The organism is Leptolyngbya sp. FACHB-261 (assembly GCF_014696065.1).
Classification (GTDB): Bacteria; Cyanobacteriota; Cyanobacteriia; order FACHB-261; family FACHB-261; genus FACHB-261.
Genome location: NZ_JACJPL010000016.1, coordinates 24,056 through 48,535 on the forward strand (window position 1 = coordinate 24,056; position 24,480 = coordinate 48,535).

Annotated in this window: 15 protein-coding genes and 1 pseudogene; 3 read left to right on the forward strand and 13 right to left on the reverse strand. The window is 51.5% G+C overall.

Annotated features, from left to right (window positions below):
* The first annotated feature begins 7 nt into the window (after nt 1–7).
* Nucleotides 8–1,048, forward strand: coding sequence for a Kelch repeat-containing protein (locus H6F94_RS08800; RefSeq protein WP_190801866.1), 1,041 nt, complete (start codon nt 8–10; stop codon nt 1,046–1,048).
* A 135-nt stretch (nt 1,049–1,183) separates the two neighbouring features.
* The gene (locus tag H6F94_RS08805) at nt 1,184–2,422 is read left to right on the forward strand and encodes a DUF3500 domain-containing protein (RefSeq protein ID WP_199320305.1); all 1,239 of its coding nucleotides are present in this window, start codon (nt 1,184–1,186) and stop codon (nt 2,420–2,422) included.
* A gap of 326 nt (nt 2,423–2,748) precedes the next feature.
* On the opposite strand, the gene H6F94_RS08810 is transcribed toward H6F94_RS08805, so the two are convergent.
* The 8 genes and pseudogenes from H6F94_RS08810 to H6F94_RS08845 form a co-directional block, all read right to left on the reverse strand.
* Nucleotides 2,749–3,288, reverse strand: a complete 540-nt coding sequence (locus tag H6F94_RS08810; RefSeq protein WP_190801867.1) for a hypothetical protein — start codon at nt 3,286–3,288, stop codon at nt 2,749–2,751.
* Nucleotides 3,289–3,420: 132 nt separating this feature from the next.
* Entirely contained in the window at nt 3,421–3,747 is a 327-nt protein-coding gene (locus H6F94_RS08815) for a hypothetical protein (protein ID WP_190801868.1), read from the reverse strand.
* 375 nt (nt 3,748–4,122) lie between these two features.
* A complete protein-coding gene (locus H6F94_RS08820) occupies nt 4,123–4,707 on the reverse strand; it encodes a hypothetical protein (RefSeq protein WP_190801869.1) in 585 nt (194 codons plus the stop codon).
* Between the two features lie 9 nt (nt 4,708–4,716).
* The gene (locus H6F94_RS08825) at nt 4,717–8,484 is read right to left on the reverse strand and encodes a sigma-70 family RNA polymerase sigma factor (protein ID WP_190801870.1); all 3,768 of its coding nucleotides are present in this window, start codon (nt 8,482–8,484) and stop codon (nt 4,717–4,719) included.
* Between the two features lie 1,211 nt (nt 8,485–9,695).
* Nucleotides 9,696–11,675, reverse strand: a complete 1,980-nt coding sequence (locus H6F94_RS08830; protein ID WP_190801871.1) for a hypothetical protein — start codon at nt 11,673–11,675, stop codon at nt 9,696–9,698.
* A 785-nt stretch (nt 11,676–12,460) separates the two neighbouring features.
* On the reverse strand, nt 12,461–12,760 hold the full coding sequence (locus tag H6F94_RS08835) for a tyrosine-type recombinase/integrase (RefSeq protein WP_190801872.1): 300 nt from the start codon (nt 12,758–12,760) through the stop codon (nt 12,461–12,463).
* A gap of 63 nt (nt 12,761–12,823) precedes the next feature.
* A pseudogene (locus tag H6F94_RS33550) lies at nt 12,824–13,033 on the reverse strand (site-specific integrase); the annotation flags it as partial.
* A gap of 132 nt (nt 13,034–13,165) precedes the next feature.
* Entirely contained in the window at nt 13,166–13,522 is a 357-nt protein-coding gene (locus tag H6F94_RS08845; RefSeq protein ID WP_190801873.1) for a hypothetical protein, read from the reverse strand.
* A 186-nt stretch (nt 13,523–13,708) separates the two neighbouring features.
* Here H6F94_RS08845 and H6F94_RS08850 point away from each other — a divergent pair, with 186 nt between their 5' ends.
* Nucleotides 13,709–15,274 carry a hypothetical protein gene (locus tag H6F94_RS08850; RefSeq protein WP_190801874.1) on the forward strand — a complete coding sequence of 522 codons (1,566 nt, stop codon included), beginning with the start codon at nt 13,709–13,711 and terminating at the stop codon, nt 15,272–15,274.
* A 168-nt stretch (nt 15,275–15,442) separates the two neighbouring features.
* Here the strand turns inward: H6F94_RS08850 and H6F94_RS08855 are convergent, their stop codons facing one another.
* From H6F94_RS08855 to H6F94_RS08870, 5 genes are all read right to left on the reverse strand, one after another.
* The gene (locus tag H6F94_RS08855) at nt 15,443–17,917 is read right to left on the reverse strand and encodes a TIR domain-containing protein (RefSeq protein WP_190801875.1); all 2,475 of its coding nucleotides are present in this window, start codon (nt 17,915–17,917) and stop codon (nt 15,443–15,445) included.
* A 106-nt stretch (nt 17,918–18,023) separates the two neighbouring features.
* Entirely contained in the window at nt 18,024–18,200 is a 177-nt protein-coding gene (locus H6F94_RS08860; RefSeq protein WP_190801876.1) for a hypothetical protein, read from the reverse strand.
* Between the two features lie 62 nt (nt 18,201–18,262).
* Nucleotides 18,263–18,592, reverse strand: coding sequence for a hypothetical protein (locus tag H6F94_RS08865; RefSeq protein ID WP_190801877.1), 330 nt, complete (start codon nt 18,590–18,592; stop codon nt 18,263–18,265).
* A 110-nt stretch (nt 18,593–18,702) separates the two neighbouring features.
* On the reverse strand, nt 18,703–18,825 hold the full coding sequence (locus H6F94_RS32900) for a hypothetical protein (protein ID WP_277878033.1): 123 nt from the start codon (nt 18,823–18,825) through the stop codon (nt 18,703–18,705).
* Nucleotides 18,826–19,363: 538 nt separating this feature from the next.
* Nucleotides 19,364–24,118, reverse strand: a complete 4,755-nt coding sequence (locus tag H6F94_RS08870; protein ID WP_190801878.1) for a phosphorylase family protein — start codon at nt 24,116–24,118, stop codon at nt 19,364–19,366.
* Nucleotides 24,119–24,480: the final 362 nt, after the last annotated feature.

The window sequence follows — 24,480 nt, forward strand, 5'->3', positions numbered from 1 at the left end:
ATGTATTATGTTGCGTAGATTTAGATATTTGATTTTCCTATCGCTGTTGGTCTTTTCGCTCATAGCGTTAGGTTCGCCCGCGCTCAGTCAAGCACAAAGCCAGTTGCCCTATTGGACTGAAGCTGCACCGCCAACGATCGCTCGACAAGAGCTTTATCCAGAAGTTTTGGACGGAAAAATTTACGTGGCTGGCGGTTTCCTCAGCCAAAACCCTGGGTTCACAGATCATTTCGAGTCTTATGATCCGGTCAATAATGCCTGGGCACAATTGAGGTCGCTCCCTGAAGCACGTCATCACATCACGCTGTCGGCAGTAAGGGGTTTGCTCTACGGTGTTGGCGGTTTCACAGGCGGGTTCCCAGACTGGCGCGCGCAGCCAACAATGTTCATCTACGATCCCGCCTCTAATACTTGGACTGGAGGCATTGACCTGCCAGCGGCTCGCGCAGAGGCCATATCCGCAGTGGTTAATGACAAGATATACCTGATTGGTGGGCGCGTTCGAGCCACTGACGACGCTCGGCTGTTCAATGACCACATTGACAGCGTGCGAAATGAAGTCTTTGATCCGACAATCGATCGCTGGGCAACTCTGGCCGATGCACCGACAGCGCGCAACAGTGCAGCGTCGGCTGTGATTGCTGGCAAGATCTATGTGGTGGGCGGTCGCAATTTTGTCAGGAATGCTGATGGCACGACGCAGCAAGTGAATGTGCCAAATCTTGAGGTCTACGATCCACAGCTTGATCGCTGGGAGACGCGATCGCCGATGCCTCAAGCCCAAGGGGGTCTGGCTGCAACCGCACTCAACGGCAAGCTTTACGTTTTTGGTGGCGAACAGTGGGTTCCAGAGCAAAAAGTCTTCGCTGAGAGTTGGGTATACGATCCGGAGACTGACGCTTGGAAAGCATTGCCTCCCTTGCCAACCCCACGACATGGATTGGGAGCATCAACAATCGGCAACCGAATCTTTGTGTTTGGTGGCGGAACGAAAACAGGCGGAGATGCAGCTACAACAATTCACGAAGTGCTGATATTACCCACCTAGAGTAGTGCTATGCACGAAGAATTTGATAGATGAAATTTTTGGAGTGGGTGCCTAATCAACTCCTTTTTTAAGGAGTCTTCTGTTCTCAACAAGCTTTTGCAACACAACCGTTAAAGCTAACTCTAGGAGGTGATTATGAACATGAATCGTCGTAAATTCTTGGGCATCATGGCAGGCACTAGCGTCGTCCTCAGTCTTGCTAGTGTCTTGACCCAGGATGTCAAATCGCATGCACAGCAGTTATCAGGTGCTCTCGCTGAGCGCTTCCGGCGCATGTCGCAAGAAGCCGAAGCCCGTGGTTTAGCCGAGCCGTTTAAGGGTATCACCACAAACGGCGACGTTGTCCCAGGTCTCTTCCCCATCCGCTCGACCGGAGTCTCCACTGCGCCTGTGCGCAGGTCTGCTGATGCTTTTCTCGCCACCTTGACCCCGGAGCAGCGCAGTAAGACGATGTTTTCGGTTGACGACCCGGAATGGCGTAAGTGGATGAACCAGCACTTTTACATCCGTCAGGGCACGGCTTTCTATGAGATGACTGAGACCCAGCGTGAGGTGGCCTTCGACCTGTTGCGAGCCTCGCTCAGCGCTAAGGGATTGAAGCAGTCGCGAGACATCATGCGGCTCAACCACACGCTGGGCGAGCTGAATAACAATAACTTCGACGAATACGGCGAGGGGCGCTACTGGATTACGGTGATGGGCACGCCTTCAAACACGGAGCCGTGGGGCTGGCAGCTCGACGGGCACCATCTGACCGTCAACTACTTCGTGCTGGGCGATCAAGTGGTGATGACACCCACTTTCATGGGTTCCGAGCCAGTGACGGCTAACTCCGGCAGGCACAAAGGCACGACCGTGCTGCAAAACGAACAGAACAAGGGACTGGCGCTGATCAACGCGCTTAATGACGCGCAGCGTGAGAAGGCCATCATCGAGGTCTCCAAAACCCGCAACAATAACGTGGGCGAAGCGTTCCAGGATAATGTCGTTCTTGACTACGCAGGCATCCGCGCCGCAGAGTTCACAGCCGAACAGAAGGAGCAATTGCTTGATTTGATTGGCGAGTATGTGAGGAACATGCGCGACGGGCACGCGACGGTTAAGATGGACGAGGTGCGGCAACATCTGGATGAGACCCGGTTCGCTTGGATCGGCGGGACGGAACCAAACAGCGTCTTTTATTACCGCATCCACAGCCCGGTGACTTTGATCGAGTTCGATCATCAGACGCCGATCGCTCTGCGGTATTTGGAACGGGGTCAGCCTACACGCGAGCATATCCACAGCGTAGTACGAACGCCGAATGGCAACGACTACGGTAAAGATCTACTCCGGCAGCACTACCAACAGCACTCACACCCGCACAGGCACTGAAAGAAATCAAGGTAGCCATAAATAATTTGTTTTTGCTCTCAGGGGTGAGCAGATAAAGCGATGAGCTTATTTAAGGAATTCCCTAGCAGAAACAAATTAGCTCTTTCCATAGCATATCTTCATGCCGGAATTATCTATTTCTCTAGAGAGGAAACAGCAGGGCAACTCATCAGGGTTTTCGCTTAGGCCCCATCCTCTACTTCTGGCAGTAGATAGGGTACCTTACCTACTAGGGCACAAAAGCCCAACTTGTATTGCAGTTTCAATCAACTCAAGACCGTATGACCTTGCCTAATCTTTGCGCTGAAGTAATTCCTGCTTATGGTTCAATCAATCAAAAATTGCTGGACTAGGGTAACCATTACCTCTTCAATTGGCCTGCTTTTCTGTTGAGGCCGACGACGATCATAAATCTTAAGTAGCATCTTTTCACTATGGGCCATCGCGTAAGCAAGCGATCTAATTCTGTCCTCTGAATAGCCCTGATCAAGAAACCAAGTGGCGAAAATATCACGTAGTAGGTGGGGCGTCACTAGTTGCCCTGTGAGCCTATGAACGCTGCCTCTGACCAGCCTCATAAAGGTCGATACATCAAAGGGTTTGCCTGAACGAGGCGCAGAGAAGACATGATTATGATCGGTGTTAAACGTCATTCGCAGGCTATGCCAGCTTCCCTGTCTCTTTGGGGTTTCAGCAAGTTCAGCCCCGCTAATGCAGTCACCGGCCTTATCTCGGTAATAGCCATACAGAAACGCTTCTAGATACTCATAGAAGCGTTTTCCATCAGAAAAGGCAAGATTGGAGATACGAAGCGATTGATGGCCATAGGTCTTGCCAGTCTTGTAGGATTGCGGCAGCATATCCATGTACCCTCCAGGTTTCCCCTCGGGCTGGGCTTTTCCAACAAGAAAGCCCCTACCATGAGGCGGGGGCTTAGATGTCTGAGGAAATCGTCAAAGTCGTGGCACAGCGCGGCGCTGGCGATTACCTGTTGAGGCTTACGCGGTCAGCATGTGGGTTTCTACTTGGGTCGGAATTGCAGCAGTCTCAAACCGCTCACGGATTTTGTCGGGAATTGCGGCTTGAAGGTTGCGCACGTCGTACTGAGCGTCAGAGGGGCCAATCACACCAGCCGAGGCGGTCAGCAGACGGTCCCGCAGTTGTTGGGGAATCTCAGCCGTCAGCATGTGGTCGCGCACTTGGGTTGGGATGGCAGCAGTTTCAAAGCGCTCCCGAATCTTTTCGGGGATGGCCGCTTGAGCGGCAGAAGCGAGACCGAGGGTGAAGAGGGTGGCTAGAGCAGCGTTGCGAAGTGTGGTTTTCATTTCCTTTACCTCAGACTGTTTGGGCTCGAACTCTCTATGTCCTTAATGTAGACCCTTATTGTTCGAGTGTCAACAGTCTGAATAGGAGAATCTTCGGCAAACTTTAACCAGGTCCCACCAAGCAAGACCCCAAGGGGATTGATTCGCTGCTGGTTTTGCACCAGCTCCTGCTCAGCCGTGCTTAATCGGTAAGCGAGCTGTAGGGCAACTGTACGTTGGGAAGGGTCGGTCGGACCCCAACACTTCCCAAATGCCCTCCCAAGCTGCAGGCGCACAGTTCTTGGCTCCCCCCTGTAGCTCTCATCTATTAATTGCTTATGGCTCTGACGCAGTTACTCACTGTCAAAGCCATAGACAGCAGCACTACCTAGCTTTTTATAAGAGCTGACTCAGGAGCTGAGCCAGTTGATCGCACATCACCTGCAGCTTCGAGGCTTGATGACCCCGCTCAATCTCAGCCTCGGCCTTCAGCTTTTGCTTCAGGGGTAGATAAACGCGTTTGACTTTGCCCTGCTCACAGGTGACATGGTTGTAGTAGGTTCGGCCATTGGGTTTAGGGTAAGCGGCGATTGAACCCTCCCGAGTTCCCTGAGCCACCAACTCATTCACTGCCTGCTGCAGCTCCGCTATTGCTGCAGTGAGGTGAGTGGCAACTTGCCCAACTGGAGCTTTGCTTTCATGCCAAACCTGAGGGCTTTGGCATGAAAGCAGAGCGGTTGCTTGAGGCGGCCGCAGCGGTTCTGCGTCACCGAGTGATTCATGCAGAAGTTCTGTGTTTTGGCATGAATCGCTTATCAGGGGTTTAGGCTCTGGCCCAACGACTCCCATTCCCGTCTGTTCATGCAAAATGCTGTCGCTTTGACATGAATGCTCAACCGATTGGGGCTCAGCCCCTTCAAGCTGGCCCGGAATTTCTGTAGCACCAGGGGTTAGGACACGGCGCCTCCGACGTTTGCTCATCTTCTGCTCCTACCTCCAGGTAGACACGCCTAGTCCAGCTTCGGCTGGCTTATTCCGGACACCCAAAGCCAGCAACTCCCCCAACCGCTCCTGACGCTCAGGACTCAACTGCTGTATGGCTTGCTCCAAGCTCTCGCTGCTGTAGCTTGAGACCAGCTCCTGAAGTTGGCCAGGGGTTTCACACTGCTGTAAGGCAGCACATAGGGCAGCCAGGGCAGGATTGCCTCGTTCAGGCAGCAATGGTGCAGTAGCTAAGGCGGGTGTCTGGACAACAGCGCCAGGGAGCACTTTCAGCAAGTCCCAGGCTCGCAACACTTCCTGGCTGCAACCCACCTGAACTTGATAACTGGCCGTCTGTGGGTAGAAGCGGAGCACCTTACCCCGCTCTCCCGGTCGCTGGCGCAACCCCACCACTTCTTGTAGATCAAAGGCGGTTGCTGAAGGCGGCTCAGAGCCTTTTTCACTTACCTGCTGCACCCAGGTCTGCTGCTCTGGCGTCAGTAGCTCGAAAACCTGTTTCAGGTGGGGTGTAGGAGTCTTCTGTTGCAGCAGCTCTTGTTCCTGACGAGTGCGACACTGCAGCAGGCGTTGAGCGAGGTGCAGCCGTAGTTGGGGCGAAAGGGGCTCAACTGCTTGAGCAGCAATGGTTTGACTGGGTGGTTCTGACTTATTCCTAGTGTCACTACTAAGATCTAAAGCGCTAGGAATAGTGTCTGACCACTGCTCCAACCTCTGTAGGTTCAGGCTTCTCAGAATCTTGCTCACTGCTCCTTGCGTCAGGCCAACCAGCTGGGCAATCACTTGCTGCGTTAGCTTCTCGCCGCGCTCCTTGAGCTGGGCAATCGCCTGCACCACTCGCTCTCGGCTCAGCTCGGGCTTGGACTTAGCCTCTGGGCTCAGGTCCCCCGCCCTCAGCAGCTCTACTGGCTGGTTGAGGGGGTAGTCGCTCAACCAGTAGACCGTGAGCCGCTCTCCTGGCCTGCAGTTGGCCCGTAGTCGTCCTATCGCCTGCTCGATTTCCGCTAGGGTGCGCTGCCGGATGAACTGGGCGAGTCCTGGGTCAGCACTCTCCATCAGGTCAGCGACCCACCAGGGACCGCCAGGGTCGAGGTTAGTAGCAGTCATGGGATAGGTGCGCAGGCTGCTGCCACTGGCTGGGTGCCGCCCCTGCATCAGGGCATACTCGTCGCTCAGGGCACTGACATTGGCAATGGGAGCTCCGACTAGAACCAGGACGTTGCAGTGTTGGTGGGCATTGCTGCCGCGGCTGTCGCGGTGCCACAGCCCATCCCCAGCTCGGCTGAAGTTCTTGCCGTCGATGACCCCCACTCGTGCATGTGGGTGTCTAGCTCGAATGGCGTCAAGCACAGCCTCAGTGCGGCGTTGCTGCTCGTTGCCCCGACGTGAGCCCAGGAGGCCCAGACCCGTGACGTGCTGGATGGAAACCTGGGCGATCTGGGTGGGCAGAGCTTGTTGGAGGTGAGCCACGGGTGCCCCCAGCCAGGCCTCAAACTCTGCTGCTGGAGCGGTGGCATCAAGGAAAATGCAGGTGACGTCTGGGTGCTGCAACAGGTTGAGGAAGCGCTGGTTGCGGGCGGTGATTTGCAGGCCATTGGTGTTGAGCTGGAGCCGTCCGTTCCCCTGCACCGCCTGCCAGAACTCGGGCAGCCAGCGCAGGGCGATTTGCTCCTCGGCCTGGGTGCTCAACTGCTGAGCACTGGGACGGAACAGCTGCTGCAGGCGACCTGGCAGGTCCGAGAGCTCAGTCTCGCCATCCGGGGCCAGGTTCAAGAACTCCAGGCCCTGATGGGATAGCTCCTCAATCTGCTCCAGCGAGAGCTCAGGGAGGGGCGGTAGGTGGGCGAGAACCTGGTCGTGGGCCAGACCATGTAGGGGCAGCTCTAGCTGCAGGGCAGCACGCAGGGCAGCAAACAGGGGAGCTAGCAGCGCCGCCTGCTGGGGATGGGTCTGCAGCAGGTCAGCGGCGGTGCGCTCGAGGTCGGGCAGCTTGACCAGGAAGCTGCGCAGCCAGGGATGCCTGCTCGCCTCGTCAAGAATCAGTAGGGTTTTGCCCAGGAAGTCATCGGGGCTGAGGCTTTCGGGATGGGCAATGTAGCGAGGCTCGACGGTCACCTGGCGCCGCTGCTGCAGATAGTTAATAGGGCCACTGCCCGTGCGGCAGCTCTTCTGAAACGAGCAGCTCTTGCAAATCTCATCGCCGGTGGCCGGTCGGTTACGAGCGGGGAGCAGTTCGGCCAGCTGCCAGCGGTCGCAGTTGGGTGGCACCACCAAGTCCTCGTCTCCCGCCTGAGCCCGACGCAGCTGCAGCGTTCCCTCCACGGGCACGCTCATTAAGCCTCCATGACGTCCCTGCAGTACTGGCCACTCTCGTAGGGTAGGAGTGCTGACGTTGCGCGGGTCGAGGGTGACATAGATGGCCTGCTCACAGCCGAACAGGGCTGGGTCGAGTAAGCCAGCCTCGTAGGACTTGCCCAGGCCCACCCCTGAGGTGTCAAGCACCAAGCGATGGCTGCGGCTGACAGCGCGCCAGGCTGCCAAGCGTTGGCCCCGCTGGTACTCCAGAGGCGGACGAGCAGCTGCGGCAGGATAAGGCAATGGCACCGGGAACTCTACCTGCCGCAAGCCGGTGCGATGAGGTCGAAAGGGCTCTAGCCTCTGCCGGGTAGCCAGCGGGTGCAGCTCGAAGAACGCTTGGGGGCTGATCTCCTCAATCTCCTCGCCTCTGCCTGCAACCAGCAGCTCGTCGATATCCAGGTGGGCTTCTTTGCGCTCCTGCCCCCACCAGGCAACACTGACCTCATAGCCCCAAGCCTGCAGATACCGAAACAGCTTGTAGGTGTTGCCCGGAATGCTGCCAGTGTTATTCACCGCCCCAGCATCGGGGTAGAAGACAAGGCGTAACTGCTCAAAGCCCGGGCGTTCCTGCAGTTGCTCCAGATAGCTTCTGAGAGTCTCAAAGCCAAAGTGCCCTCCCGAGGCACCGATGAAGATCTGGCCTGAGAGCTCAGCTGCAATCGCACTCTTGAGCATGCCCTCACACAGCCCAACAATGCCTAGCACTGGCTGATTTGGAATTTGACAGGCTAGGGGTAGCTCGCCATTAGGCAGCTGAGGACCATTGCCACCCCCTTTCTCGCTGCTCCACCAGAGGTACTTGGGGGAGCCCGAGTCTGTCTTGATTTGGCCTCCCAGAATGCGACCGGTCGGGTCATAGCACCACAAGAGGATGCCCCGGCTGCCGACCAGTCGTTCGCCCCGTTGGTCAATACCGGCTAGAGCAGCACTCACACCTGCAACCTTGCGTCCAGGCATCAGGCTGCGGTAGCCCAAGCGCTCGATGACCTCCAGGTTCAAACCCCGCCGCAACAACTCCTGTCGGTGAGGTGTGCTGAGCCCTAACTGAGACTGGAGAGCTTGATATTGCCCATGCCGCTCATTCTCATGCAGCAGTTTGCTACGAGCTTCAGCAGCCTGTTGCTCTCGGTCTCGGCGTTGGCGTTCGCGGTCGAGTCGGTCCTGCCAGGACAGCTCCCCTTGCCGAGGCGCAATACGTTCCCGGATATCCCGGCTTGTGCAACCGCCACTCCAGCACTTGTACTTGCCGCTGGTAGTAGCGCCTTTAAGGGAGTTGCCGCCACAGACGGGACAGGTGGCTTCCCAGGAGCGCCCTCGTACCTTGAGGTTCTCTAGAGCTTCTAGATGGTCACGAATATCGAAAGCTTGGTGAGGCTTCCCTTGCTCGATAGGAAGGTTCATTAGCTCTACACTCCCTCCTTCCAAAGGAGGTGAGCCAATTGCTTGTTTAGAAATGCTTTAGACGATAGAGGTGGTTTTCTCTTGAGATTGGCAACTATAGACATGTAAGGTTTGCACACCCTGGCAATGGCTCAGCACTCGAAATTGCTGGTTGGATTTTGCCAGAGTCGCTGCAACTGGTTTTGACACTTCCTCAGACTTATCAGTCTGATCAGAAGCGTAATAAAAGCTGAAACCTAAGCGGGATAAGGGTTTCAAAATTGGGATGTCACTCGATCCTAGAGGTTTTGTCACTCGATCCTAGAGGTTTTGTCACTCGATCCTAGAGACACCGTAATAATCTTGTAAGCTTTATGTGGTAAGGGTTTAGCTAGATTTTTTAAGTAATTTCGGGCTATTACACGAGACACATAGCTCCGTTTGCAAATTGAGGTATGCACGCCTAGGGTGCGTTCCTGAAGCTCGAACCAGTGAGCCACTTCAGCTTTGGTCTACCTAACCCTAGCTGTCACCCGATCCTAGAAGCTGCGTAATAATGTTCTATCCCAGAGATGCCAAGGGCTGAGCAGGCTTTCGGAAGGTAATTCTAAGTATTACACCAGAGCCTAAGTCTTAATTGCAGGCTGCTCCTGGGCTTGACCTTCCTAGGAGTTCTAGGATCAAGTGACAACCATTGGATTGAATTTGAGGTGTCACTCGATCCTAGAAAATTCGTAATAGTGCTGTAACCAAGGCACAGCAAGGGTTTGATAGGAATTCCTAGACCAATCTTAGGCTATTACGTTTGAGCCCTGGCCTCCATCTTGCTGCAGCTAGACCGGAGCAGACAGCATTCCCAAACTAGGTGGTGAACTAGCTAAGTGCGAGCTGTCACCAGATCCTAGAGGCTGCGTAATAATCTTGTAAACCAGCAACTGCAAGGGTTTGTTAAGTTTACCCAGGGTAGTTCAAGGCTATTACGCTGGTAACCCATTCTGCGCTGAATGCTAATTTGAGCCTATCAAGGTCATTGGGGCAGCTTTCCCCTCAACCCTACAGCAACTCCAAACTCGTCAAGTTGCAGTTGGGGTACTGAATCTGACCTGTCACTGGATTCTAGAGGCTGTGTAATAACCTTAAAAACTGGAAGTAGCAGAGGTTCAACAGAATTTTTTGAGGGAAATTTAAACTATTACGTTGGAATTCAGGTCTGGAGACAGTGTTGATGCAAGCTACTTCTTCAAGTTTGATAATTCTGGAAGAAATTCCAGCAAGACCTGCTCCGTCAAGACCTGTGGCAACACTTTCTTAAGTTTAGTAGCTGTTTGAGGGCTGATACGTTTCCCCCCTTGGAGTTGAGAGACTAGGGGTTGAGATACACCCAGCTTAGTAGCGATTAGGCTTTGTTTGTCCCAATTCATAGCCTTACAAGCTTTCAGGACGTTTTCCCACTCTAAATTTGGTGGAGCCTCTTTGCGTTTCCATGTCTTGGTCTTGGTTTTGGTTTCTGTCTTAGCCGCAATCAAGGCGGGAATTCTACCTGGTGGTTTGATGGTGACTTTAGCCCCTAGCAACAGGTTGATGGTTTTATGCTCACAGTCTTTGGGCTTTACACTCTCGCTATTGGGCCTCAGCCACTCGGGATAGGTTTCAATGTTGTATTCAACGGTCCACTCTAGGTTCTTCAGCTGGCCTAGAGCTCTGTCCCAACGTTGTTTCAATTTATGAGCCAAGCGATGATCTCTACAGGCTGATTCAATCTCAGTTGGAGCCAAGCACATTGCCAAAAGAGTCCTTACTTCGTACTCTCCATTCAGTCTAATGGCACTATCTGCGGTTAAATTGACTGCGATTAGAAAAGCTAGTTCTTGGTGGTAGGGGTCAATCTTTAACGTAGATTTGGCAAGCCAACCAAATTCATATAATGCTGTCTTAGCCTTTTGGCCATGTTTATTAAAGAAAAACTCGGCCCATTTTCCGACTTGGACATTAACTTCTAGCTCAGAAGGGTTGTCAACATTACCAGTGACAAAATTTCTTTGCCCATATCGTTTGATATCAATGTGCCAAATCATTGAATTCATATCGCAGCTTACCTTTCCTAGATCCCATTTGATTGTGGCATCTAGCTTCCTAAGCAATCTTAAGCAGTGGTCTATTCGATTCAATTTTGAAGCTGTGGATAGATCTGTGCGATTGCTCCAACCCATCAATTTAATTAGACTCTCGTCTCCATGTACGGCGTACAATTTAAAAGAAATTTCCCAAGGGTTGGAACATTGCTGAAAGGCATAAGCTGAGAGTATCCAATGTAACTTGACAGCATCTTTACCAAACTGCTCAAACTGTTTTATAATTCCCCAAGCTGCTTTACCAGCGAAAAGCATATATTCCTGTTTTTCAGGATTTAAATCCTTAATGGATAAATCTATACTTCCTACGCTGTATTTGTCAGGAAAGTAGACAGCACTATCCTCTTGGCCGGGGTATTGTTCTATCCAGTTGTGGCACTGAATCAGTGAGCGTCCGGCAGTTCTCGATGGAGCTGCAGTGATAACTTGGGCCTCAGATTTACTGAGAAATAGTGGTTGTGGCGATGCTCTAAGCTTTTCATTTTTCCGCGGCCTTAGAAATTCTTCAAGAAATTCTTCAAAGTCTTCTTCTAGCTTACAATTGAGCAAGTTCGATTTTTGTAATAGTTCACTGGCTGTATAAAAAGCACAGGCACTAGTTACATCAGCCTCTCTCCAGGTAATCTCTTCACCTTCCCTTAGGTCGTTGGAATCAGGTTGGATAGATAATATGCCTGGTAGAACACAGTCTGCAGGGACCTCATTTCCTGCATCCCATTCATCTAATCTCGTTAAAATCCATTCAGCTTTTTGTAGCCAAAATTCTTCTTCGTCGAAGAAATTTAGGAAGAGATCAGTTAACTTGGCCGATGGCATTTTTGAAAGTGCACCCAGTTTTTCTGCTTCCTGATAAAATTGAAGCATATTTATCGTTTTCGATTTTCCTGACAGCTTCCTTGTACCCTGTTGAAAAATTCCTATCATTATATTGTTTAATACTAGCTCTATAAATGTTCCTGTACGCCGTAGCGTTTCAGCGTACTTTCGTACCCGCATAGGATCTACCATAATTCTGCTTTCTACAAAGTTTGCAGGGCCTGCGCTATTGGGAGTTTCGGATGATGTCCGGGCTCGGGACATATTTGATGCTCCAGCAATGCGTCAGTTGATTGAACGGTTCAGCCTGCTGATATTAGCGTAGCTTGCTTCTTAGTTTTAGCCTCAGATTTTACCAAGACTTCTGCTTCTCTTTGGAAGCACCGGTAATAGGAAGACCTATATCTCAGTAGTACAGGACGATAATAAGTCATTCATGAATGCTTTTTCCAATCCTATGACAAACCTAAAGCCGGTTGCAAGCCTTCAAATTGAATTGTATTAGTGAGAATTAAGAGTGACAGGATGAGCTAATCGAGGAGAAAAAGAATGATGTAGCCTCTGAGCCTCGGTGAATATGACCTTGCACAAAGTGATGAGGAGCCATTGCCTCCTTCCGATTGGGCACCAGCGCTTTTGGCCAATTTGTCTAGCGATGTAGAACCTCCGAGGAGACGATGCCAGCTCGATGCTAGAAGCTCCACCAATCGCCTTGCTGTTAGGTTTGGGGGTGTCTTCCTGTTGAACTTTGGCACTCATTGGACACAATCTAGATTGACAGGCCCAAGCCTGTCAGAATTTTGTGTGGACGGCAATAGTTCAGCTCTCCCCACTGCTTGCTTAGCAAGGTCTGCTTGTTCCTCCTATGGCAATGGCTCATTCATGACCTAAAATGCCCGCTCTGCCGCCGCTGTCCTCGCTCGCTTGCCATAACGCTGGAAGGTTGCCCTCGAACGTGCTGAGTCAAAGCCATCGCATGCTCCGATTCCATCCCCTCGCTGCCCTTGGCTGTTTGGCCCCTGGGTCAGAGACAAAAGGCTCTGCGGCTGCTAAGAACCCTCCCTGCTGCGCTGCGACTCCAGGTACCGGCTCAACTGCTCTCGCCCCTCTTGCATCAGGGGAACTGTCCCGGTGCTGTCGTCCTTGGCTTTGCGGATGTGCACCCGCACCCCGTCGAAATCCCCCACGTTCAAGTCACAGACCTCACTGGCTCTTAGCCCATGAGCGAGACCAGCGAAGATGGCTTGGTCCCTGAATTGATTTGTCTTCTTCGTCTTCAGGGCTTGCTGGAGCGTTTGCACTTTGGCGGGCAGGAGGTCGCGGGCTTCCGGCTCTGGAACTTTTTCCATCGCCACAGCAGGAGCAGGATTGAACTCAAGCGCGTGAGGATAAGCTTTATCGAGCCAGCTGAAGAAGCTTTTGACCGCAGCTAGGGCTCGGTTGACGGAGGTTGGGGCTAGACCTTGAGCCTTGAGATGCTCCTTGAACTGGACCAGTTGACGAGGGGTGATGTCCTTCCAGGAACGGTCCGTCCAATCCAGAAAGCGCTGCAGTTCCCGCTGGTAAGCTTTGCGAGAATTTGGGGCGAGCGAGCAGAGAAGAACTCCTCCACTCGCAGACAGTGCAGATCTGAGGGATAGTTTTGCTCAACACCCTCTGAAGTCGAAGGAGTGCCCCCATCGAGAGTAATCAGGTGGATGGGAGGCAAGGCTTTAGTCACAGGAAGTTACTAATCGGGTTCAGAGCTAGTGAATCTAAACAGAGGGTGGTGTTTCAGGAGACGAGGGCAGATGACTTCCTAGCAAGCGCTCAACGATACTGACCAACCGGTCTGTAGTCTGAGCCTGCTGCTGAGCTGTGTCTGCTACTCGTTCAATCTGCCCTTCAATCCGCACCATGCGCTGGTCCAAAGCTGTATAGCGAGCTTCCACTTGCTCCCGGTACTCTCCTACTTCAAGTCGGGTCATCGTCAGATGCTCTTCCTGCCGTCCCAATAAGTCCACAGCAACTTCTAGAGTGCGATTGAGGCGGTTGAGTGCCTGAAGCAGGTTTTCTGGTTCACTGCTTTGGTCGAAGCCATTGCCAGTCATCGTCGCTATTCTGTCCTTCACGAATTCTGCATCTGTCTATTCTGCTAGTGCCCACATACCTAGACTGAGACCCGGAGCGCCACTGGTTATGAAGGGCGATCGCAAGGCTAGTAGAGTCAGTGCTCCTTAGCACCTAGCTTATGGCATTGTCGAACGCATCAATGCCGTCATTCAGAACTATGACATTGTCCTGGCATCAGCATTGATGTGCGAGGTCATTCTCAAGCCGTCTTCGGCATCTTTCAGGGCGCTACTCCTGATGCAGAATCACGTCAGGCATTAGCACGAGTGCGAGAACCCGTCCCCCGCTTTGTCTGGGCAGCCCCTTTTGGTCCTGGCAAAATCGGTAATGGCAGCTGCCATTATCAAGATGTTGCTATCTCCACAGCCAAAGGCATCAAGTACAACATTGCTCTGCTGAAGGAAGTGGACTTTGACCTGGATGCTCAGAGCGATCCCATTACCCTGCGCACCTGGGCGAGGATGGCAGCCCGGGTCAACACCTCCATGTGGAACTATCGGGAGGAACTGCGCCGGGGCTTAGAAACCGAAGGGCATCAAGTGGCGATCGTCACAGCTGACTTGACCCAAATCCTCACCTCAGATTTCCTAGCTTTGTGTACAGAACTCTCAGACCTGTTGGGTAAGGAAGTGATTACCCAGGCGCTATTGCAAGACTTGAAGCAGGGGATACTGCAATTTCCAGGCTACGAGTATTTGGGCCGGCAACATGACCCAATCATATGTGAACAGGTCAAGACCCATATTGTGGCAGTCCGCGATCAAAACAAACAGCAGGAGGCGATTGCCGTTGCTAGTGCCCCAGATATCACTGCGACTGAATATGAAACCCTGAAAGACCAGCGAGCCAAGACGTTAGAGGAGCGGCATGTCGAGCGCAAGCATGAACTGCAACGCCGCTACCCAACTGCTATCACTCCAGAACTGAAACTTAAAGACGATGAGGGCTGGTATCCAAAGCTGCGCTTGCACTACTACCTGACGCACGACCCAGCGTTTGTCAGGTTCCGTGACCGCAAGGAATGGCAGGGTCATATCGATCGCGGCACAGGCAAAGTGGCGCTACAAGATGTGCGGCTACTGACAGCACAGGTGGAAGCGTTACGAGGCCTGAGCCTCCTATCCTTGCTGGATCCCACTCGTGAGGTAAGAGCAATAGACCCTGATGTGCAGCAGTTGGCTCGCTACTGCATGCAGTTCAGCAGGGATATTAAAACTCTCTTCGGGTTAACGATCACTGAGAAGATGAAACCGATCGAGGTCGTCCAAGCGCTGCTGAGCAGACTGGGGATTAAGTTAGCTTGTATCGGTCGAGATGTAGCAGATGACGGACGACGAGGGGGATTACGCGTCTACCAGTACCAGCCCCCAAGCGATGGTAGGGCAGCCATCTTCGCGCAGTGGCAGCAACAGGATGACCTTGCGCTCCAGGGGGAGCGAGCTGCCCAGACCGCTCTCTGCCCTGCACTAATTCCAACAGCTTCTGATCCACCCCCTGATATGTATGAAGTAAATCACTCAACCAGTGGATTACGGCAAGCTGAAGCAACTTCTCAAACAGAACAGCGTAAGCTTCTCCCCTCAGTAAAGCTGGTGGTAGACCGGTTAGCCCAACCAGTCAAGCAAGCCTGTCACTCGGGAGTAATGCAAGTTAGTAATGCCTCTGCTCATCTAAAGCAATTGAGCGATCGTCCAGAACCTATCACCAACTTAGATGTAGTTCTCCCTCACCAGTTGGGCAATAGTTCTTAGGGAATATAGATCTCCTAAAGGGATCCTCGATTAGTTGCACCAGCTTCAGAGGGTATTTAGGGGCCAAGCAGTTAGGGAGTTAAATCGAGTCGATGTTGTCGCGTATGACTTCCTAACTGCCCAACCATTGCCTTTTGTAAAACACATCAGCTGTAAGTTCTGAGCTGGCTACTGGTTGCGTAGACTCTCCAGTTCCTGCTTGGTAAAAGGGTTCTTACCTGCCTCTAGGGCAGCGATCCAGCGCTGTCGTCGTGCCTTTCGTTCTTGATTGTCAGTCCAGGCAATAAATGCCTGGAAGTCTTCAATTGCTCCCTGAGTATTGCCAGTTAGTGCTCTGGCTAGGCCACGGCTGTTCCGAATCTCGCCATCCTTAGGGTCAGGAGCCACTGCTTTTTCGCAAGCGTCTAAGACTTCAGCCGCATGTCCAGACAAGCTGCCAAACCAACAAAGGCTGTCCCAATCCTGGGCAGAGATTTTGAGTGTGGGGTCTAGTTTCCGTGCCTCTGTGTAGGCTGCTAGAGCCTCTTCGATACTTCCACCTTCAACAAGTTTTTTTCCCTTCTCAAGTATGGCTGGGGCTGCCAATTGTCGTGCTTCTGCTTCTAGATTAAAAGTCAAGCTGGGATCCCACGTCATAGCTCTCCGGAGGGTACCAACTGCGCCCTTGACATCGCCTGCTTTTGCTTGTGTTTCAGCTTCCTTCACCAGAAATGGTGCGGCCTCCAGCAGATTAGCCTGTGTTTGACAAACTCTTAGTGTTGCCAACTCTTGAGGATTGGAAATCAAGTAACCCTCAAGCCATTGGCAGCCCCGCGCTAGCAGCTTATCCAAATTGTCAAAAGGCCACACACGTGCAGTGCCATCAGCAGAAGCGGTGAGAATAGTCTGTCCATCGGGACTGAAGCTGGCACTCCAGACAGTGTCCTGATGCCCCTTAAGCTCAGCGAGCTGCTTGCCGGAGCGGTCCCAGAGGCGGGCCGTGTTATCCCCAGAAGCGGTGAGAATGGTCTGTCCATCGGGACTGAAGCTGGCACTAGTGACAGTGCCCTGATGCCCCTTGAGCTCAGCGAGCTGCTTGCCCGAGCGGTCCCAGAGGCGGGCAGTACCATCATCAGAAGCGGTGAGAATAGTCTGTCCATCGGGACTGAAGCTGGCACTAGTGACAGCGCTCTGATGCCCCTTAAGCTCAGCGAGCTGCTCGCCGGAGCGGTCCCAGAGGCGGGCCGTGTTGTCATAAGAAGCGGTGAGAATGGTCTGTCCATCGGGACTGAAGCTGGCACTAGTGACAGCGCTCTGATGCCCCTTGAGCTCAGCGAGCTGCTTGCCGGAGCGGTCCCAGAGGCGGGCCGTGTTGTCATAAGAAGCGGTGAGAATGGTCTGTCCATCGGAACTGAAGCTGGCACTCCAGACAGCGTCCTGATGCCCCTTGAGCTCAGCGAGCTGCTTGCCGGAGCGGTCCCAGAGGTGGGCCGTCTTGTCACGAGAAGCGGTGAGAATGGTCTGTCCATCGGGACTGAAGCTGGCACTGGTGACCCAGCCCTGATGCCCCTTAAGCTCAGCGAGCTGTTTACCGGAGCGGTCCCAGAGGCGGGCCGTGTTGTCAGCAGAAGCAGTGAGAATGGTCTGTCCATCGGGACTGAAGCTGGCACTGTAGACAGGGCCCTGATGCCCCTTGAGTTGGTGTTCCTGAATGTCATTAAGGATGGTCTGCAGCGCCAATAGCGGAGTGGCTGTTGAATATTGTTCAAGTGACCTATTCTTGCCCAGCTCTTTCAGGGCTTGCCCAGCTCTCATCGCTGCTAGCAAGGCTTCCGACTGCTGAAACTGGAATTGCTGAAGTGCAGCTACGCCCTCCCGTTCTAGCCTTGTAACTATTCGAGCTTCTTCCAGAGTGCGAAATGCCCAAACGGTCATCACCCCAACTACTGCGGCTATTGTGAGCGTCACCCCCAGCACTACTGATCCGAAGCGAATCATCCGCCCTGATTTCTGCGCAGTCTTCGCCAAGCGCTGATTGGCGTCCTCAGCCTCTCGGCTTTTGCTGATGTAGTTCTGCTGCTGCTCTGTGGGCTGGGGCTCCTTCTGGCTTGCCTGATTTAGCCACTGCTCCGCCTCTGCTAAGTCACTTCCCCGCAGCAAAAAGCTGTCATTGCGTCCCTTGCCGTCCCACTCCAGCGCCCGCACCAACAAGCGAGTATGCGCCCGCACATGAACTAAGTCAGTATCAATAGCTTGAATCAGTGCTTGGAAGGCACGGTCAAAGTCATCCTGCTCCTGGAAATACAGCCAGTTGTGCTTGGATAGCTCAGGATGGAGCTGCTGCGGATCAAACCCCTCCCTCCGCACAATCGGTACTAAGCGCTTATTGTGTCTAACCGAGTGATCGATCTCCCAGGTGCAAATTTCTGAGGCTACCGAGTCCGGGCTAATAACAAACACAAAGGTATTAGCCGCTTCAATTCCCGCCTCAATCGCCTTCCGCCAGTCTGCTGTAAGTGGGATACTGTCCCAGTCCACCCAGGTATCTCGCTCACAGTTCCTTAGCGCTGCATGGAGCTTCTCCACAAACGCTTTATCCCGGCGCGAATAAGAGATAAAAACGTCAGTCCCAACACTTCGGGCTTGAGCGTCTAAGGTCGTCACAAAATGCTCCCAGTCCAGAAAAATCTCCAGGCTTGGCACCTTGCTATCACATCCGCTAAGGGAACGCTACTCTCCGAGCACTTCTGCAGATTCTATTCGTCTCAAGCTAGCGCCGGTCGCGTTCTAGGTCTGCAATCACCCGCTCAAACACCCACTGCTCTGTCTGCCCTAGATACTTGTGCTGCGCAGCCTGGAGCAAACGCTGTGCGGTACTGTGGCTACCCCCCACCATTGCCAGCAGCAACTGCTGAGTTTGGAAATCAACAAAAGGCGTTCTAATCACCTCACGACGGGGGCTACTGGGAGCAGCGAGCGAATTTACTGCCCAGTTCAGCTCTACTCTCCCTACGCCTCTAGTCGCTCCAATCGGCGCTCATGCGCCTCAATGCTCTCCCGCTGCGCCTCAGCCGTAGAGCGAAGTTCAGTAATCTGCAAGGTGTTTGCCTCAGCTATAGAGCGAAGTTCAGTAATTTGCAGGGTGTTTGCCTCAGCCGTGGTTCGCAGTTCGGTGATCTGTGTGGTGTTCGCCTCTGCGGTTTGCCTCAGCGCTTCCAGACCAACCAGAACCTGATCCAAGCGTTGCTCAGTGCGCGTCTGGGACACTGCCAGCTCGTTGAGAATAAACCAGATCTGTTCGGCTTGAGAGCCGTTGCCGTTACCGTTGCCATTGGTCATTCTTACTCCTCCACCTCTGCAACCAGAGCCCGCACTTCTGCATCAAAGTCTACCTTCAAGGCCACCGCCACTGCTCCATCTATTGCTCATCCAATAAGATGCAGTTATTTCTACGGCTCCTCTCCCATAACCTCATAGAACGCTCGTTCTGCCGCTCTCGCTCGCTTGGCATAACGCTGGAAGGTTGCCCTCGAAGGGTGCCGAGTTAAAGCCATCGCATGTTCCGATTCCATCCCCCGCAGCAGCTCTGTTGCAAAGGTATGCCGCAATCGGTGCGGGGTCCATCCCCCAGACCTGACGCTTTCTGCAACTGGACAAACACAGGTGGTTGGTAGACAGCTCGGTACGTCACTCGTTGCCCCTGGCTGTTGGTCGCTGAGTCAGGGCTTTGCGACTGCAAAGACCCCTCCACTCCGCGCTGCGACTCCAAGTATCGATTCAAATGCTCTCGTCCTTGGCTTTGCGGATCTACAGGTGTACCCCATCAAAGTCACCACGTTCAAGTCACGGACTTCACTAGCTCTTAGGCCATGAGCGAGAACGGCAAAAATAGTTTGATTCCTGAGTTGATTCGTTTCCTTTGTCTTTAAAGTTTCCGTATGATAATAGAGAAGTCTTGGCTGCTAAGGAGATTACAAGTTCTAGAATCTACGACTTGTGCGCTTGGCGTATGTTCAATCTACTCTGAATAATTGCAGTGGTTGGCTGTCCCACGAGCGAGCATAAGTGGGACAGCTGATGCCAAGTAACTTTATTTTTACGTTAGTGTTGTTATATGATGGCCTGTCTACGCAACCTTCTGGGAGCCACATAACAGCCCAATCGAGTTGGCGTTCGATCGAGCATTTCCAACGCAGAGCGTGTCTCTCTAAGATTCAAAGCAAGTAGCTGTTCAAACATCTGAAGACCAAGCTCACGGCATACGGGTTGGCGATGCAGCTTAATGGCGATTGTGGTTAGGCTTTCCGCTATAAATGCAGTAGATCGTGATGGATTTTTAAGTTCTGCACCTAGATCAATTAAACTTTTGCAGACTTCGGCTACAACTTCAGGATAGTTATCAATCAGTTCTTCTGCTTCAAGAATTTCGGTCAAATCTCTGGCAGATTCCAAGAGCACGCTCTGATTTTTGCAGACTGCTCCAAGGACCTTCAACATTCCGCTGTCTAACTCAAAGTGATCACGGCTGCAATGAAAGACTTTTGCCACAGCATATTGAACAGATGTGGCGGAGGAAGAGGCAAGAGTGTAAAGAATTTTTGCCGCAATCGCCCGACATCTTCGTTGAGACCATAGATGACTTGCTGCATGAGCAAGACCGCAAAGAACTGATTCATTGTCCTGAGCAGCAAGGTGAGAATGAATCCTCTGAATTGACCATTCATCCTGATACTGAAGGTAGTGGATTAGCAATAATTCTCCATATGCTTGATGGGAGAAGTTGGAGTTATTAGACCAGAGTATCTCCAGCCAGCCTTGTGCCGCTTCTTTAGGTTCGAACCAGCCGATCGTGCGTGAGATAAAATAAAGTGCCCAGGGATATTGAAGAACTTCCGGGCAATTTTGAATAACTTGGTTAAAGAGCTTAGTTGCCTCAGTGCGATTGCCATTCAGGAGTGGTGGCATCCGTGTTAATATATCGCACCAAACTGCTGGATGAGGTTCCACACCTATGTGCGATTTGATAAACTTTGCCCAGCCTTCCAAATTCGGAGGGCTTTGCTTGAGGTACCCCTCAGCGATTGCCCGCACGATATTACCTCTACCACCCGGAAGGATGTGTGAACCGCGAATACCAAAGAGGATGGGTGACCTTAGGTCAGAGCTTTGCTGCTCTTTACTTCTGTAGTGGTCTAACTCTGGTTGAGAATAGTTTGGCAACCAGCCTTCAAGCAGCGATAAAGAGGATTGTGGTAAGCCTTGATGTCGCTTAGCAATCTTTTCCAGAGCATGGGCGGCTTCAGAGCGAAAGTTCTCTGAAACGAAACCTTGCTGATCAAGCCCCTCAATGATATGAATTAAATCAATTGCTGGAAAATCAGTTCCAGCCAAGTCTTCTAGAGCGTCGCCCACGTAACTTTCATGCCGTTGAGGCTCCAATTGTGGAAGGATACGAATAAACCGTGATGGGTCATTCTTTACCAACTCGCCAAATTCGCGAGACTGTTGGATTGCTCCACCTGCACGTGAACGGTCATCAAACCACTGACGTTGGGGATGGTTCCATTCTGTTTCGTCAGATAACTCATTGAAAAGACTTAACAAATGTTGATCTGATGCATGGCTCATCTCATTGCTAGTCATGCGGGGTCCAACGTTTTGAGCAATTGTTATACCGCTACTCTCATTCAGATTAAACCAAGGGAGTGCGCGTTCCTCTTCCTCTTTCAACCGCCTTGCCTGGGGGCTCAAATATTCCTCAGGAATAGCTTGTAGGAGAGACAATCGATGTTCTCGGTTGTATGTGCGATATCTACGACGAATGTCCACATCCCTGTCACCCTGGATCTGCCAGTAGGTAAACTCCTGAATTGTCTGCTCAAGTTGCTCTCTATCCTTTGGTTGGAGGTGAGGAAAGATAGCTGCAATCAGTTTCTCTGTTTCTCTATGGCGACCGCTACCCATCTGGCTACCCAAACTGAATCGCCTCGGATCCGCCAACAGATAGTTCGAAATCCTTGTAGCTTCCTCTGAAGCGACTACCTCGAGCCCACATGCTACTAACTGATGAACAATTAATAGGTCTGAATTTTCATTTTGCTCAACAAAGTTTAAAAAGGTAGACTTATCCTGTTTCGCTAACTTAGTGATAGCTGTGAGCAAAGACTGAATAATTTTGCTTCTAGAAAACTCGAAACCACCCACTTGATCCCAGCGATAACTGAGCATATCAGAGTTTGTATCGTATAGAATGTGCTGAATGAGATCTGTGAACCAGGGCCACATTAACTCCAAAAAGCTTTGCGGATGTACTTCGGCAATTTTCTCAATTTCGTAAAAATTGCTTTCGTTTTCAAGTAGGGCTTTCAATGGACTCAATGGAGCATGTCGATAAGCATGAACTGTGCGTTGGACTTCATCGACATCTGACGGCAAGACTGGGGGCATCATCTTACTAGCCTCGGTTGCCTGTGTTAATAAGCAATCCAAGTGACCACGGATAACTCTCGCAGCCTGATTAGGTAAAACCTCAGCTATCCTTTCAGCAATCGCAGCAACACTATGCCAATCAACGTTAGAACGTTGAACCACCTGCTGTATTAGCCGAACTCTTTCAGAAGTCCATTGCCCAATATCCCAAATGACTCGGATGATCAGGAAATCGTATGTCTTATCATCCAACCAATACTCTTCCAACAGGTTCCAGATATCCTCTGGCGCGGAATTTGCCGCTGCTGCCAGAAATGGAGAACAGTACATCGCCTGCTCCACTGGTTTCTCTAACCATTGGGTAAATTCAGGGCGATCGCGCAAACGTTTGAACCAGCCAGAACTCCCGGTCGTGGCATCCAAAACTTTGATTCCTTCTACTTCTGAGTTGAGTAGAGGAATAAGTAGCCTAGCTTCAACCAAATTAGGACTAGATTGCGCTCCCACAAACTCAATCAGTAGACTGCGAATGTGATGCCTTATCTGCTGCTGTGAGGTTTGCAGCAGAGTGGTTAATTCCTTCTGATACTGTTGAGTAGCTGTGCCACGTAAATAGTTCAGACCTCTTAATAAAGTAGGTCGAATGAATAGACCATCCTGTCGCTCTAGAACAAGATCTGTCAGGGATTGTGAACCACTAGCAAAGGCACGGGCAAGGGTATGGTCATAGTAAGTTTGGTGACGAAATCCGATGTTGCCATTTTCTGGATTGGTCATTAGTAGACCAGCATGCTCCAACGCTCGGCAGATTTCTGGAGATGCGTCAGCAATCGCATTTGGTACCCACAGGACTTCTTCTTTAGTCATGCGGTCAGCAAGCCTTTCTAGAAATGCCACACACTTTTCAGCTTCTGGGTGCTTCTTCACCCGTTCCTCCCACAGGCGGTCTAATAGCCTCTGAGAGGATGTAAAAATGTCTCCTAGTTGGGCAACATCAAGAAAAACATTCAGGTGCAGTGGATTCTGTAATAGCTCTCGGAGGGTCTCTCCCATACTTGCAGGTTGATGTCCCGCTGCTTCCAGTATTGGGGAAATAGTTTCCCAGGCAGGAAGGCTCAAGAACAATTGCTTGATTTCTGCCAGTCGAGCAAATTGAGAACCGTAGCGAAATTCAAATTCCCGACAGGTAGCAATAATATGAACGTTTTTACTTCCAGACAACCTCTGAGTTAGAGACAGAAGTAGGTTCAACCGTTGGGATTTACGATCAAGTAGCTCAGAAACAGCGTCTAACTGATCGATCAGAACAACAATTTTCTCTTTGCTAGCAATTGCATGAACGGTATCACTGGGAGGTAACTCAAGATGCAAGTCAAACTGTAAATCCTCAATGGTATTGATGGCTCCGTTTAACTGGTCAGCTTTAATTGCCAAAACTGAATAGCCTTGTATGACTAGCTCATTTCCTAAGGTTGCCATCAATGCTGACTTACCCGATCCAGGAACACCTAGAACGATCGTTGTAGATGATTCTTCCACTTTGATACGGTTCAGCAACTCGTCCAATTCAGAACGTTTGATTTGCTGCTTGTTACTGAGTGTATGCTGCCAACTCAGCAACCCTTTTGATGCATCTGCCACATTCTGTTTGAGTTTGGTGTATTTAGCCGAACTTGAACTGAGAAGAGAACCAGCTTCTAATTTTGCCAAAATTGCAAAGGCAAAGGCACTTGCGTGTTGAGCTGCAACTATGCTTGCTGTGGTAGGGCCGGTAGCGGCATCCTGGCCGATCACATGGGTGATGCCTCGAATAATTAGAGCATTAGTGTCAGCATTGGCATGGACTGCCTTTAGGACACCATACCCTGTGACATCTACCGCCAAAGCATCTCCGTGGTTCGCTTGTAAAAGCTGATAGACTGCAGATTGATTGGAAGTAATCTCCTTCTCACCTGCCGCGATCGCTCCGACAAAAACTTTTGGTACCCAGTTTGGCTTTTCCCTCTGGATGCGCTCTAACCAATCCTCTCGCTTCGCTTCTGCTTTCGCACGCTGTTCCAGCACATAACTTGCCAGCTCTAGTTTCGGTGTCGGTAAAAAGCCAGATGCTGTTACCTTACCAGTCTCATAACTATAGACCTTGATCGCAGCGACAACATCTGCCGCAGTAACATCCTTCAATCCAGCCGCTACCCCGACTGACAGAACTACGTTGGGCCGCCAATGTGCAATTGCCCGTTCTGTCTCCATCGCTGCATCAGAATTTTCTAAATTGACTTGGGCGACCACGACCTTCCAAGTTTTTCCGTTTGCAGAAAATTGCCCCGATTCATAGACCGTACCTTGCGGATGCGTTTCCTCTGCAAGATGTATCAAATGAGTACAAACAGCATGGTACTCATCAGGAAGAGAGGTTAGGATGACTGCGCAAGGCATTTGCAAATACCTTTATCACTGGCTATCATCTTATTTTGGCAAGCCTGTAGAGATTCGTCCACTCGTAGTCATAATTGTTCCTACTAGGGAGTATTTTGGAGATGTTTCATAGTCCCTCGAGTTTAAAGCATAAGTCAGTCTACAGAACACAATTTACAATCATGTTCCAAAGCCAAACCCCGTACCAAGTGGGCGGATCTTTTTGAGAAAAACAGCGAATAGAAGAAAGAGATATGGAGCGAAGTGGGAGGTCTAACAAATTAGAGACTAGCGGAAAATCAAAAACTTGATTTAAGTATTTTCACCTCTTTGCCAGGATGTTTTGAATCTCCCAACAAGCAAGATTGAAGCCTTTCTTTTTT